A 15,363-nucleotide genomic window follows, 5' to 3' on the forward strand; every position below is an offset into this window, starting at 1 on the left:
GGTCACTGCTGAAATGGCCTTCGCACTTTCAAATGCATTTTATATTGACGTCGGAGATTCCGTCTCATACTCTGCCCCCAGCCAGTGAGACATGCATGGGAGGAGTGCAGATGATCTCGGGATTGAAGGGCGCGGTCGCCGTCGGTGCGATGTTGGCCGCAATGGTCTTTGCCACGTCCGCGCAGGCCGCCGATGATGGCATAGACGAAGAGAACAAGACCGTCACGATCGGAGCCTTTACCCCCGTCACGGGGCCGGTGCCGTTCTACGCGATCCTGACCCACGCCGCGGAAGCCTACTACCGGCACCTGAACGAGAACGGCGGCATCGACGGCTGGACCATCAACTATGTGACCAAGGACGACGGTTACGATCCGGCCCGCTCCGTCGCGGTCACCCGCCAGATGGTCGAGGACGACGGCATCTTCGCCTTGTCCGCCCCGATCGGCACGGCGACCAACGTCGCCGTCCTGCCCTATGCCCGCGAAGTCGGCCTTCCCATGGTGGGGCCGATCGGCGGCGCCAGCGCCTTTTTCGTCGAACCCAACGTCTTCCCGCTGCTGCCCGACTACGGGTGGTCGGCGGCGTCCAATCTCGACTATGCGGTGAACGGGCTCGGTCTGAAGAAGGTGGCTCTGCTTTGGGAGAATGACGAACTCGGCAAGTCGGCCAAGCGCGGTTTCGACGCCTATATGACGAAACTCGGACTCGAAGCCGCGGCATCCGTCTCGTTCGACGTCAAGACGACCAGTTTCAGCCCGCAGATCCGACAGGTGGCCAACTCCGGAGCGGAGGCCGTGATCCTGTTCGGTTCCAACGCCAATCTGGCGGCGGCCTTGAAGGCGGCCGATCTGCAGGGCCTCGACGTCAAGTGGTTCGCTCCCTTCTTCACGGCCGATCCTTCGACGCTGAAGCTCGCGGGCGATCTGCTTGACGGCGTCTACTTTTCGTCCTGGCTGCTGCCGGTCTCGAGCGAAGCGCCCGATGTCGCCGCCTACAGGGAATCGATCGCCGAATACTATCCGGGCGATCCGGTCGGCGTGTTCGGCCTCAACGGCTGGAGCAATGCGGCGATCTTTCACAAGGGGTTCAAGGCACTCCTCGACTCCGGCAAGGATCTGACGCGGGAAAATCTCATCGCCGCCCTGGAGACCGTCAAGGACGCCTCGATCGGCGGTGCACGGGGCGTGACCTTCGAGCCCGGCGATCATCGGGGCACGCGACAGGAAGGCATCATCCAGCTGAAGGGCGACGACTTCGAGCTGGTTCAGGACTTCCGTCCCTATCCCGACGTCTTATTCGAGGCGAAACCGGAATAACGTCGGCGTCGCGGCACCTGCATGAGCCAGGTGCCGCGCCAGATATTTTCAATCAGGCAGAGCAGGAGACGGGTATGGCCCTCATACCGGTGAGTGCCCCTGCGCGCATGGACGGGCGGATCGCCCTCGTGACCGGCGCGGCGGGCGGTATAGGGCGGGCGACGACGCTCACTCTGGCGGAGGCGGGCGCGACGGTGGTCGCGACCGACATCGCCGAGGCCGCCGATTTCGGGGATCGGCGGGTGTCATACCGCCGCTATGACGTGACCTCGCGCGAGGCGACCGATGCCCTGGTCACCGAGATCAAGGCCGAGCACGGCCGCATCGACGCGCTGGTCCTTTGTGCGGGGACGATCTCCCACAGGCCGCTGACCGAATCCACCGACGAGGAATGGCGGTCCATCCTGGACGTGAACCTGATGGGCGTGGTCAATCCCGTGCGGGCGGTCTACCCCATCATGGCCGAGCAGGGCATGGGCAAGATGGTCGCGCTCGGCTCGATCGCCGCGAAGATCGGCGGCGTGGCTTCGGGACCGTCCTATGTCGCCGCCAAGTCGGCCGTCCACGGCCTGATGAAATGGGTGGCCAAGAACGGCGCTTCGAAAGGCGTCTATGCCAGCGTCATCGCGCCCGGCCCGGTCGAGACGCCCATGTGGGAGACCGTGACCCAGCGCGCCGCCCCGTCGGCGAACGGCAACGTCCCGCTCGGCCGGTTCGGCCAGCCCGAGGACATAGCGCAGGCGATCCTGTTTCTCTGCTCGCCCGCTTCCAACTGGATTACCGGCACCGTTCTCGACGTGAACGGCGGCATGTTGATGGACTGATATCGTGAGCGACAACACTACGATCGGATTCGTCGGCCTCGGCGTCATGGGAGGCCCCATGTGCTGCAACATGGCGAGGAAGGCTTCCGGCCGGGTTCTCGCCTTCGACCTTTCCGACGATGCCCTCGAGGTGGTCGAAGAGGCGGGCGCAACGCGGGTTCCCTCCGTCGAGGCGCTGGCAGAAGAGGCGGACGTGATTTTCCTGTCGCTGCCGGGCGGGCCTCAGGTGGAGGCGGTTGTCGGCGCGATCGCCGCGGCGGGCGGCCGCTGCCGGGCGGTGGTCGATCTCTCGACGACACCGGTGGAACTCGCCCGCAAAGTGGCTGGAGTGCTGAAGGCCAAGGGGATCGACTTTGCCGACGCGCCGGTGGCGCGGACCCGGGAGGCGGCACAGAAGGGCACGCTCGCCATCATGGTGGGCGCGTCCGCAACCCTGTTTGCTGAAATCGAGCCGATGCTGGCGTTGATCGCCACCGACATCACCCATGGCGGCGACGTCGGGGCAGGCCAGGTCCTGAAACTCGTCAACAACATGCTGGTCTTTGCCAACACCGCGGCCCTGGCCGAGATGATGGTCCTGGGCGAAAAAGCCGGCGTCGCCCCGGACGTGCTCCTGGACGCGGTGTCGAAAGGGTCGGGAGACAGCTTCGTCCTTCGCAATCATGGCCGCAAGGCGATGCTTCCGAGGGATTTCCCGGGCAAGGCGTTTTCCCCGGAATACGCTCTCAAGGACATATCCTATGTCTTCGAACTCGCCGACCAGACCGGAGTGCCGCTTCCGGCGGCCGCCGCGGTGCGCAGCTACTACGACGCCGCGGTCGAGAACGGCTATTCGGGGCGCTACTTCCCGGTGGTGATCGAGCTGGTGGAGGCGGGCGTGATGGGCCGGTCCGGCACCAAGGATCGGTCGTCATGAGCGACGGCCTTGGCAATATCCTGCTCGACCTCTTCCCGCTGATGTGGTCCGGCATGATCACCGGCTGCCTCTACGCGCTCGGGGCGCTGGGATTGGTGATGATTTTCAAGTCGTCGCAGGTCGTGAACTTCTCGCACGGCAACGTCGCGGGTTTCGCCGCCTTCCTGATCTATGGATTTTCCAGCGGCGTTCTGCTGAATCTCAGCTGGGGCGTCGCGGTGTTGCTGGCGATGATCGCGGTCGTCGCGATCGCCTTCCTGATCTACGCCGTCATCTCGCCGCTCGTCTTCGAATCCGAGCTGACCGCGACGATCTCCACCTTGGGTTTCGGTCTCATCGCCCAGGGCGCGACGCTTCTGATCTTCGGCGCCGACATCGTCAATCTGGATCTGCCGATCCCGCGTTTCAGCATGTCGTTTCTCGGGCTCTTCATCACCGGATACGATCTGACCGTGCTGGCGGTTGCCGTCGTCACCATCGGGACGCTCTTCTTCGTCGTCGACTACACCAAGCTCGGCATCGCGTTCCGGGCCATTTCGGAGAACCCGTTCGCCGCGGAGGTCTGTGGGCTCAATCTGCGCTCGATCCATCTGTTTTCCTGGATCGTCGCGGCCATTCTCGGCGTCGTCGGGGCGCTCCTGATCGTTCCGACGACGTTCCTCAGCGTGACCACTGTCGCGGCCTTCATGCTGCAGGCCTTCGCGGCGGCGGTGATCGGAGGGTTCGCCAGCTTGCCGGGCAGCCTCGTCGGCGGCATCCTCATCGGTATCCTCATGAACCTTTTCACCTTCTACGTCTCTGCGGAGTTCACCAGCACCTTCCTGCTCGTCCTGATCCTCCTTGCTTTGAACGTTTTCCCGAACGGCATCCTGGCGCGCGCCGGGGGCAGCCGTGTCTAAGTCGTCCGCTTCGATCGAAACGATGCCCGGGTCCGCGTCCGGGAACCACGCACGCGGCTGGCTCGCGGCCAGCGGAGCCGACTATCTCCTCGCCGCGGTCCTCTTCGCCCTGCCGTTCCTCATCGGCGGTTCGTGGACCTTCGCGCTCGGTATCTGCTTTGCCAACAGCATCGGTGTCCTGGCCGTCAGCGTCCTGGTCCGGTACGGCGGCGAGGTTTCCATCGGGCACAGCTTCTTTGCCGCCGTCGGCGCCTACGCCGTCGCCATTCTCGACACGCGATACGGTCTCTCGCTGGTCGCGAGCCTGCCTCTGGCGCTCGTGCTGGGCACCGTTTGCGGCGTCGCCTTCGCTTGGCCGTCCCGCAAGCTCTCCGGCATCTATCTCGCCGTTTCCACCATGGCGCTGGCTTTGGCCGTTCCGGAGCTCATCAACAATGCCGACTGGCTCACGGGCGGTTATGAAGGGCTCTACGTCTCGCAGTCGGTCATCCCGGGCGTCGAGGCGAGCCTGCAACGCTACTATGCCGGACTTCTCGCGCTGATCGCAGTCGTCTATGGCCTGAGGCGTCTGCGGCATTCGCGGCAGGGCCTCACGCTTCTCCTCGCCAAGCAGCATCCGGCCGCGGCCGACGCCTTCGGCACCCGCCAGGTCTGGGCCCGCATCGCCGTCATGGGCATCAGCGGCGGAATCGGCGGCGTTTGCGGCGCGATCCTCGCCTTTGCGGGTTCGACCGTGTCGCCGAGCAGCTTCACCTTCTGGACGTCGATATTCCTCCTGGTGGGGTCCGTGGTCAGCTTCTACGGCCTCAGTCTGACGAGAGCGCTCGTCGGCGGCGCCTTCCTCACCCTCGTGCCGCAGTTCCTGTCGGCGTCCGGTGCGTGGATCCCGGTCCTTTACGGTCTGGCGCTGCTCGGCATGATCCTCATCGGGCATTATCTGCCGCGCATCCGCTCGTTTCTCTTCGCAAGCAAGGGAGGCGCTTGATGGACGGAACGGCGAATGCCCTGACAGGTCGGGGCTTGGCGCTGTCCTTCGGCGGGATCGAGGTTCTGAAAGGCCTCGACGTCGAGTTCAGGGCGGGGGAGATCACCGGTCTGATCGGCCCGAATGGCGCGGGCAAGACCAGCCTGTTCAACTGTCTGACGGGAGCCTATCGCCCGCAGAAGGGGGCGATCACCTATCTCGGGCACGCCCTGGACGGGCTGTCTCCCGCCGCGCGCGCCGGCAAGGGGATCGTGCGCAGCTTCCAGCATGTCGCTCTGAGCCCCGACCTCAGCGTGCTCGAAAACGTCATGATCGGCGTCGCGCGGAACTATCACGCCGGCTGGCTGCACGCCTTCCTTCCGACCCGGCGGGGCACGGACGAGATGGCGGCCATGCGCGCGGCGGCCGAAGGCGCCCTGTCCGAACTGGGGCTCGCGGGTCTCGAGCACAAGCTGCCCTCCGAACTCCCGCCCGGCATGTTGCGTCTGGTCGAGATCGCGCGCGCCATCGTCGGACAGCCGGCGGTGCTGCTGCTCGACGAGCCGGCGGCAGGTCTCAACAATTCCGAAACCCGCGATCTCATGCGCACCCTGCGCAAGCTCGCGACGTCCGACCTCGTGATGGTGGTCGTCGAACACGACATGGATCTCGTCATGTCGATCTGCGACCGGATCTACGTCCTGAATTTCGGCGCCATCGTCGCCTGCGGCTCGCCGCAGGAAGTGCGCGCCAATCAGGAGGTCGTGCGCATCTATCTGGGAGACGACGATGACTGAGGTCCTGTCGGTCTCCGGCCTGTCGGTCTTCTACGGAACCTCGGCCCAGGCGGTCGAGAACGTCTCCTTTGCCGTCGGCGACGGCCAGGTGGTCACGCTTCTCGGTGCGAATGGCGCCGGCAAGACCTCGATCATGAAGGCGATTGCCGGGCTGATCCCTTCGCGCGGCGAGATCCTTTTCGGCGGGGAGCCGATCTCGGCGCTCCCGGCGCGCGAGCGGGTGAAGCGTGGCATCATCTACGTCCCCGAGGGTCGCGAGATCGTCGCCAATATGAGCGTGCGCGAGAACCTCGTCCTTGGGGGCTACCATCTCGCCGCCAGGGATCGCCGGACGCGCACGGAGATGGTGCTGGACCTGTTTCCAGAGATCGCCAACAAGGCGGATCGCGCGGCCTGGCGTCTGAGCGGCGGGGAGCAGCAGATGCTGGCGATCGGCAGGGGCCTGATGGCCGCGCCCAAGCTCCTGCTTCTCGACGAGCCGTCCCTCGGCCTCGCGCCCATGCTGGTGCGGCGGGTCTTCGACCGGCTCGCGGCGATCCGGCGCGAATCCGATCTCGCCATCGTGCTGGTCGAGCAGAATCTCGCGATGTCGATGCGCATCTGCGACGAACTGCATTTCCTGCGGGGCGGGCGGATCATCGGTCATCGCACGGCGGCGGACCTGAAAGACAACGCGGCGCGCCAGGAGGCCATCGACGCCTATCTCGGCGCCGCCTCGGCAGCGTGAGGATTTCGCGATGACGACCAAAGGACAGATCTGGCGCATCTACGGCATCCGTCATGCCGTCAACGAAAGCCGCACCCGCGGCAACAACTTCATCCTCGAAGCCGATCCCACCGCGCCGCTCACCCTCGACTTTTATTCCTGGGTGCTGATCGGCGACGGGCGCGCCATCGTCGTCGATACCGGCATGGACCCTGCCAAGGCTGCCAAGCATGGACACACGCACCTCCTGAGCCCGGTGGAGGGCCTGGCCGCCCTCGGCGTCGATGCCGCAACGGCCGACACGGTGATCCTCACGCACGCCCATTACGACCATCTCGGTTTTCTCGACGCCTTTCCCGCTGCGCATTTTCACATGCAGGCCGAGGAGATGGCCTATGTGACCGGCCCCTGGATGGAAAAGCCCTGGTTCCGCCGGGCCTACGAGCCGGACGAGATCGTTCGCCTGGTTCACCTGCTTCATGATGGACGGCTGACGCTGCACGGGCGCGAGGCCGAGATCGCCGATGGCGTGAGCGTCCACTGGGTGGGCGGACATTGCGCAGGCCAGGAGATCGTGCGCGTCAGGACCGAACGCGGCTTTGTCGTTCTCGCCTCCGATGCCCTGCACTACTATGAGGAGTACGAGCGCGGCGTGCCATTCGCCGTCCTGTTCAACGCCTCGGAGATGATCGCGGCCCACGACGTCATCCGGTCGCTCGCCGACGGCGACGACCATGTCCTGCCCGCCCACGACCCGCGGATCGCCGAACTCTACCCCTTGGCAGAAGGGCTCGGCATGAAGCATATCCTGCGGCTTGACGTTGCGCCCGAAAGAGGAGGCGCTTCGTGATATTTTGCACTATTTCGCTCCGACGGCGGTGTAGAACCGACGCATGGTGGACGGAAGGCCGGGACGTTGAAGCATCAGACCAAGGAAGAGCGGGTCGCGGACTATCTGAGAGAAGGCATTATTTCGGGCAAGTTTCCGCGCGGCTCGAAGCTGAAGCAGGCGCAGATCGCGGAGATGATCGGAACCAGCATCACGCCGGTTCGCGAAGCGCTGAAGCTTCTGGAGGCCGAGGGGTTCATCCTCGGCACCTCGCACCGGGGGGCGACCGTCGCGCCGTTCGACATCAACGCGACCGAGGAAATCGTCGATCTGCGCGTGACGCTGGAATGCAAGCTGGCCTTGAGGGCCATGGAGCGGTTGAACGCGGAGCAGATGCAGGAGCTGCGCGATCTGCAGGATCAGCTCGAAACGGCCGCCGCCAAAGGCGACCGGGATGCGGTTCGCAGCATCAACTACCGCTTTCACGAGGTCCTGTACCTCACCGCCGATCTGCCGCAGACGCTGCGCTTCGTGCGCGCGCTCTGGGCCCGATATCCCTTCGACCTGATCAACAAGCTGGAGAACCGGATCGACCGGGCCTCGAAAGAGCACCGCGACATGCTCAGCGCCATTCTGTCCCGGGACGAAGGCGCGATCCTGACGGCGCTGAGATCTCACATCCGGGCCGGTTGGGACGAATTCAAGGCAAGTTACACCGAATAGGGCAGGCGTTCCTCGTTGCTCGATCCGGCGGACCTGCCTCCGCAAACGGATAGTGCAGCAAGGAGAAGAACATGGCTTCCGATAGCATCCTGCTCGTCATGGACATGCTGAACGACCTCGTCCATCCCGATGGAATGGGCGGCAAATCCTACGTTCCGCTCTGCCGCGAACGCGGCGTCTACGACAACACGAAGCTCGCCATCCGCCGCGCCCGCGAGGCCGGCATGATGGTCGGCTATGTGCGGGTCGGGTTCTCGCCCGACTACGCCGAATGCCCGCCGGGCTCCCCCGTCTTCTCGAAGGCACGCGACAACAAGATCTTCACCCTCGGCAGCTGGGGAACCGAAGTCTATTCGGATTTCGCGCCGCAGAAGGGCGACCCCGACATCGTCAAGCATCGGGTCAGCCCGTTCTATGGCACCAAGCTCGAGCCCCTGTTGCGGGCCCAGGGCATTCGCCGCCTGATCCTCACCGGCGTCTCCACCAACGGCGTCGTGTCCGCGGCGGTGCGCGAGGGGCACGACCGCGACTATCAGTGCGTCGTCCTCGAAGACTGCTGCGCCGGCGCCACCACCGAAGAGCATGACTTTGCTCTCGCCGGCCTGAAACGATACGCGACCATCACCAAGGCCGCAGACGCGCAGTTCTAACGCCGACCTCTCAAACAATGCATTAAATGCACCCAAAAGCGGGATCGCTTCGCGCTCTTGTGGGGATTTGCGGTGCTTATTGCGTGAATCAGCCGAGAAATCGCGTTTTCTTGCAATGATCGTGTTGACCTGAGAAAATAAAATGCATTAAATTATCGATGACGCGCTGGGTTGACCCGGCATTGCCCAGGGGCGCGGACCACCGTGCCGGGCACGAACCCGAGAGAGAAGGGACCACCCGTGAGCATGGCTGACACGAAGGAAGCGACCAAGGAGAGCATGGGCGGCGCCCCGGCGGAGGGGAAGATCACCGACGAGGCGGTCGCCGCCGCCCGCGACATGATCGGCCTGCATCTGCGCCCCGAAGGCCCTTATCTGCAGGATGCGACCACCGACACGCTGCGCAACTGGTGCAATGGCATCGGCGACCTCAACCCGCTCTACCGCGAGCAGGAATACGGTCGTAATTCCCGCTATGGCGGCCAGCTCGCCCATCCGATGTTTCCGATGGCCTTCGGCTGGGTCGGCCGGACGCGCTGGGGCCTGCCGGGGGTTCACGGATTCTACGCCGGAAACGACTGGGAGCTTTACCGCCATATCCGCCCCGGCGACCGGATCAGCGCGATCGAGCGCGTCGTCGGCGTCCAGGAGAAGGAGAGCAAGTTCTCCGGGCGGCTGGTCCTGCAATATGTCGAGGCGACCTATTCCAACCAGCGCGGCGAGATCGTCGCCCGCGCGCTCGGCACCTGCACGCGCCACGAACGCAAGGCAGCCCGCGACACGGGCAAGTACAAGGACATCAAGCCCTACGAATACACCGCGCAAGAATACGAGGCCTTGGACGAGGCGATCATCCGCGAGGTGGAGCTCATCCGTGGCGGCAAGGTCCGCTACTGGGACGACGTCACCGAGGGCGAGACGCTCGATCCGATCGTGCGCGGGCCGCTGTCCTTGATGGATACGATGGGCTTTCTCGTCGGTTGCGGCCGCGGTCACACGCACGGCGTCGTCTTCCAGGCGGCCGTCAAGCATCCGGGCCACTTCTTCCGCAATCCGGAAGCCGGCGGCGGCATCGAATATACCGGCATCGGCCACCACCGCGAGAGCACGGCCAAGGAGGTCGGCGTTCCCGGCGTCTACGACTACGGCCCGCAGCGCTCGTCCTGGATGGCCTCGCTGGTCACCAACTGGATGGGCGATGCCGGCTTCCTGAAGCGTGTGCGCACCGAAATGCGGCGCTTCAACACCATGGGCGATTCCACCTGGTGCAAGGGCAAGGTGAGCCGCAAATACGTGAAGGACGGTCACGCTCTCGTGGATATCGAGATCTGGGGCGAGAACCAGCGCGGGGAGATCACCACGCCGGGCGTCGCCACCGTCATCCTTCCCAGCCGCGATCCCAACCTGAAGGTCTCCTTCGATGGCAGCGCCCTCGATCTGGAACTTCCGGTCGTGCGGTGATCGCACGGGCATGATGCCGGTCGGGCGCAAGTCTTTCCGGGCGCGATCATGCGCAAGAACAAGACGTTGGAGCGGGATTCTAGGTCCGTGTGGCCACCCGCTCCTGCGCGGACCGACGAGGGAGGCGTCTGGTGATGCAGCATGACAAACCACTTGCCGGTATCCGGGTCGTCGAGCACGCGGCCGGTGTGGCCGGAGCCTGGGCCGGGCGCCTGCTTTCTGCGATGGGCGCCGACGTCGTCATGGTCGAACCGCCCTCGCTCTGCCCGCTGCGCAACGAGGCGCCCTTGTTCCGGCAGGGCGGCAGCGCGCTCTTCGCCTATCTCGCGGCGGACAAGCGCAGCGTCATCTGCGACCTCGAGACCGAAACCGATCGCGCGGCGCTGGACGCGCTTCTTTCCAGTTCGCACATTCTCATCGACGACACGCCGTTGGCAGATCGGGAGGGTCTCGGTCTGGACGAGGCGGCGATTGCGTCGCGCCATCCCGATCTCGTCCATCTCTCCGTGCTGCCCTTCGGCGCATCCGGCCCGAAGGCGGACTGGAAGGGAGCGGAAATAAACCTCGTTCATGCGGGCGGGGAGGGCTATCTCCTGCCGAACGGTCTGTCCGTCGACCTCTTTCCCGACCGCCCGCCGCTGAAGATCGGCGGCCATTTCGCCGAAATGCAGGGGGGTGCGGCGGCCGCCCTTGCGGCCTTGGCGGCGCTCTGGTCCGGCCAGGGCCAGTATGTCGATGCGTCGATCCAGGATGCCAATGTCGCGGTGGGGGCCTTCGCGTTGCAGCGCCATGGCGACGGCTCGGTCGAGCATCGCCATACCCGCTCGTTCCGCTTCGGCGGGGTGATCGAATGCCGCGACGGCTATGTCGAGCTTCTCACCCTGGAAGAGCGGCAATGGAAAGCCCTCGTCGAGCTGATGGGCTCGCCCGAATGGGCGTTGGACGAAGCGCTCGACGACGCGACCGAACGCAGTGCGCGCGGCCAGGACATCAATCGGCATATCCGGGAATGGGCTCGTCATCACGACGTGGAAGAGTTGGTCGCCCGAGCCCAGAAACTCGGCGTCCCCATGGCACGCTACAACACGCCGGAGCAGATCCTGGAAGGCGCCCACGAAAACGCTCGCGGGATTTTCCAGACGCTCGCAATGCCTGGCGTCGGCGACGTGAAGGTTCAGACCGCGCCCTTCCGCTTCGGCGACGAGCCCTTGAGATTGGGCGCCGCAGCGCCGAAGCCCGGGGCCGATCAGGCCCTGCTCGACGCCCGGTTTGCGGCGACGAAGAGAGAGGCCACGGCATGAAACCGCTCGCCGGCATCCGCATCGCCGACTTCACCGTCCACGCTGCAGGACCTTTCTGCACCCACATGCTCTCGCAACTCGGCGCGGAATGCATCAAGATCGAAAGCGCTCACCGACCGGATATCTTCCGCAAGCCCCACACGGTCTATGGGCGGGCGGGGCCCGCGACCTTCGATCAGGTGGCTTCCAACAAACTCTCCGTTCGCCTGAACCTCAAGCATCCCGAGGGCGTCGCCTTGGCCAAGCGCCTGGTCGGGATCGCGGACGTTGCGGCCGAAAGCTTCCGCGCCGGCGTGATGAAGAGGCTCGGGCTCGGCTATGAGGCGTTGCGCGCCGTGAAGCGTGACATCGTCATGGTCTCGGTGTCCTCCTCCGGCCAGACCGGACCCGACAGCCATTATGCGGGCTATGCGCCGCTCTTCGGCGCATGGGGCGGGCTGGGGCATCTGACGGGCTACGAGGATGGCCCGCCGGTCGAGATGCGCCACGTCATGGATCATTCCGTCGGCATGAATGCCGCGCTCGCCACCGTCGCCGCCCTTCACAAACGTCGGCGCAGCGGCGAGGGAAGCCATGTCGACGTGGCCGCGCGTGAAGTGGCCTCTTCGCTCGTCGGCGAGGCCCTGACGGCGAGTTCGACCGGCATCGCCATGCGCCGGGCGGGCAATATCGACCCACAGCGGGCGCCGCATGGCCTCTACGCGAGCCGAGAAGGCGATTGCTGGCTCAGCATCGCCGTTTCCACCGACGCCGAATGGCGGGCCCTGGCCGAAGCCATGGGAGAGCCGCAGCTCGCGCGTGATCCGCGCTATGGGACCGCAGAAGCCCGGATCGCCGTACGCGGCGAGCTGGACGAGATGGTCGAAGCCTGGACACGGCAGATCGACGCCGAGGACGCGGCACGTCGTCTCCAGAAAGCGGGCGTGCCGGCGCACGTCTCCTGGCGGGCGGCCGACATCGCCGAGGACCCTCACATGCGGGCGCGCGGTGCCGTCGTGCCGGTTCGGGAGACGGATGGCCGCGAGCGCATGGCGGTCGGCTTCCCAGCCCGCTTTTCGGGGAGTGACGCCCCCGGGATCGAGCGGGGCACGCCGGGGCTCGGGGAGCATGAGGATTACGTTTATGGCGAGCTTCTCGGCATGGGGCGGGCCGAGCGCGAACGGCTGATCGAGACAGAGGTCATCTACTGACCGAAACGAAAGCGAGAAATCCGAGATGAACACCCTGGCGGCCATGTCCGAAGACGACGGCTCCGAGGCGATCGGCCGAACCGAGAGCCGCGTGGAAGCGATCCCGGCCGAGCGCGTCGCGGCTCTCGCCGCCACGCTCGACATCGCCAGTGCGCCCATGGCCGGCGAGCCACTGCCGCCGGGATGGCACTGGCTGTTCTTCAATCCCTTCGTTCGGCGAAGCGAGATTGGCGTGGACGGGCATCCGAAGCGAGGCGGCTTTCTGCCCGATGTCGGCCTGCCGCGCCGGATGTGGGCCGGCGGACGGCTCACCTATCATGCCGAGTTGCCGGTGGGCGCGACGGCGGAAAAGGAAAGCACGATCCTCGACGTCGTGCCGAAATCCGGACGGGGCGGACGGCTGGTCTTCGTGACCGTCCGCCATCGAATCTCAGCCGGCGGCACGCTCTGCGTCGAGGAAGAGCAGGACATCGTCTATCGCGAAGCCCCTGCAACCGACGCGCCGAAGCCCGTTCCGGCCGCGGCCCCCGAAGGAGCCGAATGGTCCGAAGAGGTCGTGCCCGACCCGGTCCTCCTGTTTCGCTATTCCGCTCTCACCTCGAACGGGCACCGCATCCATTACGACCAGCCCTATGCCACCGGCGAGGAAGGCTATCCCGGCCTCGTCGTGCATGGCCCTTTGATCGCCACCCTGTTGCAGGGCTTCGCGCAGCGCTGCCGGCCCGATGCGGCCTTGGCGCAGTTCTCGTTTCGCGGCATGGCGCCGCTCTTCGTCGATCGGCCGTTTCACCTCGAAGCCTCCGCCGGCGACACACCCGAAACGCTCGCGCTGTGGGCGCGTGGCCCGGACGGCGAACTGGCGATGAAGGCCGACGCCACGTTCCGGACGTGAGGGGCGGGCGATGAGCGAGCCGCGCAGCTACCTCTTCGTTCCCGGTCAGCGGCCGGACAGATTCGCCAAGGCTGCGGGGTCCGGAGCGGACGCGGTGATCCTCGATCTGGAAGACGCCGTCGGCCCGGATGCGAAGGACGAGGCCCGCGCCCATGTCGTCGACTGGTTCCGCCAGGGTGGGCAGGGGATCGTGCGGATCAACGGTCGCGGCACGCCGTGGCATGCGGACGATCTCGCCGCGCTGGCCGATATCACCACCGCAGACATCATGCTCCCGAAAGCGGAGCCGGAGGCACTGGCCCATCTGACCGGGCATCTGCCCGGCCGATCCGTGATCGCGCTGGTGGAGACGGTGGCGGGGCTCGCCACGCTGCGGAACTCCGTGACGATCTCCGGCGTCACGCGGCTGGCCTTCGGCAATCTCGACTTCGGGGCCGATGCCCGTATTCCGGAAAGTGGCGCCGAGCTCGATCCGGCCCGCTTCGAGATCGTCGTCGCCTCGCGTCTCGGGGGGCTCGCCCGCCCCATCGATGGTGTGACGACCGACTTTGCCGATAAACAAGCCATCGAGAAGGACGTCTTGCGAGCCCGAGCCATGGGCTTCGGTGCCAAGCTGTGCATTCATCCGGCCCAGGTCGAAGCCGTCAATGCGGGTTTTTCTCCGACACCGGGCGAAGTGGAGTGGGCAAAGCGGGTCGTCGCGGCGCTGGAGGAAGCAGCCGGGTCGGTGGTTCAGGTGGACGGCAAGATGGTGGACCGTCCGCTGATCGAGCGGGCGCGCCAGATCCTCGAAGGCGCCCGGCACACGACATCCTGACGCCTCGACCGGGCGTCGGAGGAGGAGCGACGGCTTGCCGGCTGCGCCGGCGGGAAACGACAAGAACCATATCAGGGAGGAAAACATGAAACGGATCATCGGCAGCACAATTGCCGCCTTGCTTCTGGCCTGCGGGACCGGCCATGCTGAGGATATCCTCTTCGGCTCCACATCGGCCTCGTCGAGCCATTACGGCTACATCGTCGCCGTCGGCAAGCTGATCAACGAGAGCGGTTCCGACATCAATGCGACGGTGGTCGAGACGGGCGCCGCGATGGACAACATCCGGCGCATGGAACGCGGCCAGATGGATCTCGGCATCATCACCACCAACGTTCTCCAGCATGCCGTCGCCGGCACGCAGGAATTCGATGGTCGCGCCCAGGATCTGGCGCTCCTGTGGGTCTATCTGCCGGCCCCGCAGAACGTGATCATGCGAGCCGATTCCGGCGTGGAGAGCCTGTCGGCGCTCGGCGGCGTCCGCCTCAATCCCGGCATCAAGGGATCGGCCACCGAGACGACCACCGAAGCGGTTTTCGAGGTTCTCGACATCGAGCCGGACTATGTGCGCGGCTCGACCACGGACATCGTCGATTCGATCAAGGACAACCGGCTGGCGGGCTATGTGAAGTCCGGTTCGGCGAATACCCTCGACAGTTCGACGATCGATCTGGCCACCACGACGCCGATCCGGGTGCTCGGTCTCGACCAGAAGCAGGCCGACGCCATTCGCGAGAACATGCCGGACATTTCCATCGTGGACGTCGCCGCGGGCGTCGCCGAGGGTGTGCCCGCCTACACGACGTGGAGCTTCGGCGTGGGCGTGGCCGCCACGTCCGAAATGTCCGACGATACGGCCTACAAGATCGTCAAGGCGGTGATGGAGGACAAGTCCGTCCAGGGCAATGCGATGGCCGGCGTCAAGGGCGCGGATCTCGCGCGGTTGACGCTCGACTATGGCACTGTGCCGCTTCATCCGGGCGCCGTGCGATGGTTCGAGGAGAACGGGTATACCGTTCCCGACCGGTTGAAGCCGCAGCAGTAGTCGTGACGCCGTGCTCCATTTTCCGTCACC

General features: G+C 65.6%; 16 protein-coding genes. All 16 read left to right on the forward strand.

Annotated elements, in window-relative coordinates; translation table 11 throughout:
- Nucleotides 1–110: 110 nt before the first annotated feature.
- Nucleotides 111–1,319 (forward strand): ABC transporter substrate-binding protein, encoded by a 1,209-nt coding sequence (locus LZD57_RS16715; RefSeq protein WP_233720618.1) that lies wholly within the window; start codon nucleotides 111–113, stop codon nucleotides 1,317–1,319.
- Nucleotides 1,320–1,393: 74 nt separating this feature from the next.
- The gene (locus LZD57_RS16720; protein WP_233720619.1) at nucleotides 1,394–2,143 is read left to right on the forward strand and encodes an SDR family NAD(P)-dependent oxidoreductase; all 750 of its coding nucleotides are present in this window, start codon (nucleotides 1,394–1,396) and stop codon (nucleotides 2,141–2,143) included.
- 4 nt (nucleotides 2,144–2,147) lie between these two features.
- Nucleotides 2,148–3,059 (forward strand): NAD(P)-dependent oxidoreductase, encoded by a 912-nt coding sequence (locus LZD57_RS24175; RefSeq protein ID WP_233720620.1) that lies wholly within the window; start codon nucleotides 2,148–2,150, stop codon nucleotides 3,057–3,059.
- Nucleotides 3,056–3,958 (forward strand): branched-chain amino acid ABC transporter permease, encoded by a 903-nt coding sequence (locus LZD57_RS16730; protein WP_233720621.1) that lies wholly within the window; start codon nucleotides 3,056–3,058, stop codon nucleotides 3,956–3,958. Before LZD57_RS24175 ends, LZD57_RS16730 begins: the two co-directional genes overlap by 4 nt.
- A gap of 22 nt (nucleotides 3,959–3,980) precedes the next feature.
- Nucleotides 3,981–4,943, forward strand: coding sequence for a branched-chain amino acid ABC transporter permease (locus LZD57_RS16735; protein ID WP_233720622.1), 963 nt, complete (start codon nucleotides 3,981–3,983; stop codon nucleotides 4,941–4,943).
- The gene (locus LZD57_RS16740; protein WP_233720623.1) at nucleotides 4,943–5,719 is read left to right on the forward strand and encodes an ABC transporter ATP-binding protein; all 777 of its coding nucleotides are present in this window, start codon (nucleotides 4,943–4,945) and stop codon (nucleotides 5,717–5,719) included. Before LZD57_RS16735 ends, LZD57_RS16740 begins: the two co-directional genes overlap by 1 nt.
- Nucleotides 5,712–6,446, forward strand: coding sequence for an ABC transporter ATP-binding protein (locus tag LZD57_RS16745; RefSeq protein ID WP_233720624.1), 735 nt, complete (start codon nucleotides 5,712–5,714; stop codon nucleotides 6,444–6,446). Before LZD57_RS16740 ends, LZD57_RS16745 begins: the two co-directional genes overlap by 8 nt.
- Nucleotides 6,447–6,456: 10 nt before the next feature.
- Nucleotides 6,457–7,275: an N-acyl homoserine lactonase family protein gene (locus LZD57_RS16750; RefSeq protein WP_233720625.1), complete on the forward strand. Its 819-nt coding sequence runs from the start codon at nucleotides 6,457–6,459 to the stop codon at nucleotides 7,273–7,275.
- Between the two features lie 66 nt (nucleotides 7,276–7,341).
- Nucleotides 7,342–7,977: a GntR family transcriptional regulator gene (locus LZD57_RS16755; RefSeq protein ID WP_233720626.1), complete on the forward strand. Its 636-nt coding sequence runs from the start codon at nucleotides 7,342–7,344 to the stop codon at nucleotides 7,975–7,977.
- Nucleotides 7,978–8,048: 71 nt separating this feature from the next.
- Complete coding sequence (locus tag LZD57_RS16760) at nucleotides 8,049–8,627, forward strand: cysteine hydrolase family protein (protein ID WP_233720627.1); 579 nt, start codon at nucleotides 8,049–8,051, stop codon at nucleotides 8,625–8,627.
- Between the two features lie 246 nt (nucleotides 8,628–8,873).
- Nucleotides 8,874–10,088: an FAS1-like dehydratase domain-containing protein gene (locus LZD57_RS16765; protein ID WP_233720628.1), complete on the forward strand. Its 1,215-nt coding sequence runs from the start codon at nucleotides 8,874–8,876 to the stop codon at nucleotides 10,086–10,088.
- Between the two features lie 134 nt (nucleotides 10,089–10,222).
- Nucleotides 10,223–11,389, forward strand: coding sequence for a CoA transferase (locus LZD57_RS16770; protein ID WP_233720629.1), 1,167 nt, complete (start codon nucleotides 10,223–10,225; stop codon nucleotides 11,387–11,389).
- Entirely contained in the window at nucleotides 11,386–12,579 is a 1,194-nt protein-coding gene (locus LZD57_RS16775; protein WP_233720630.1) for a CaiB/BaiF CoA transferase family protein, read from the forward strand. The genes LZD57_RS16770 and LZD57_RS16775 overlap by 4 nt, the downstream gene beginning before the upstream one ends.
- Before the next feature lie 25 nt (nucleotides 12,580–12,604).
- Entirely contained in the window at nucleotides 12,605–13,471 is an 867-nt protein-coding gene (locus LZD57_RS16780) for an HTD2 family dehydratase (RefSeq protein WP_233720631.1), read from the forward strand.
- Nucleotides 13,472–13,481: 10 nt separating this feature from the next.
- Nucleotides 13,482–14,288 (forward strand): HpcH/HpaI aldolase/citrate lyase family protein, encoded by an 807-nt coding sequence (locus LZD57_RS16785; protein ID WP_233720632.1) that lies wholly within the window; start codon nucleotides 13,482–13,484, stop codon nucleotides 14,286–14,288.
- A gap of 85 nt (nucleotides 14,289–14,373) precedes the next feature.
- Nucleotides 14,374–15,333: a TAXI family TRAP transporter solute-binding subunit gene (locus LZD57_RS16790; RefSeq protein WP_233720633.1), complete on the forward strand. Its 960-nt coding sequence runs from the start codon at nucleotides 14,374–14,376 to the stop codon at nucleotides 15,331–15,333.
- The last annotated feature ends 30 nt before the right edge of the window (nucleotides 15,334–15,363 follow it).

The sequence above is a fragment of the Jiella avicenniae genome, assembly GCF_021390325.1.
Taxonomy (GTDB): domain Bacteria; phylum Pseudomonadota; class Alphaproteobacteria; order Rhizobiales; family Rhizobiaceae; genus Jiella; species Jiella avicenniae.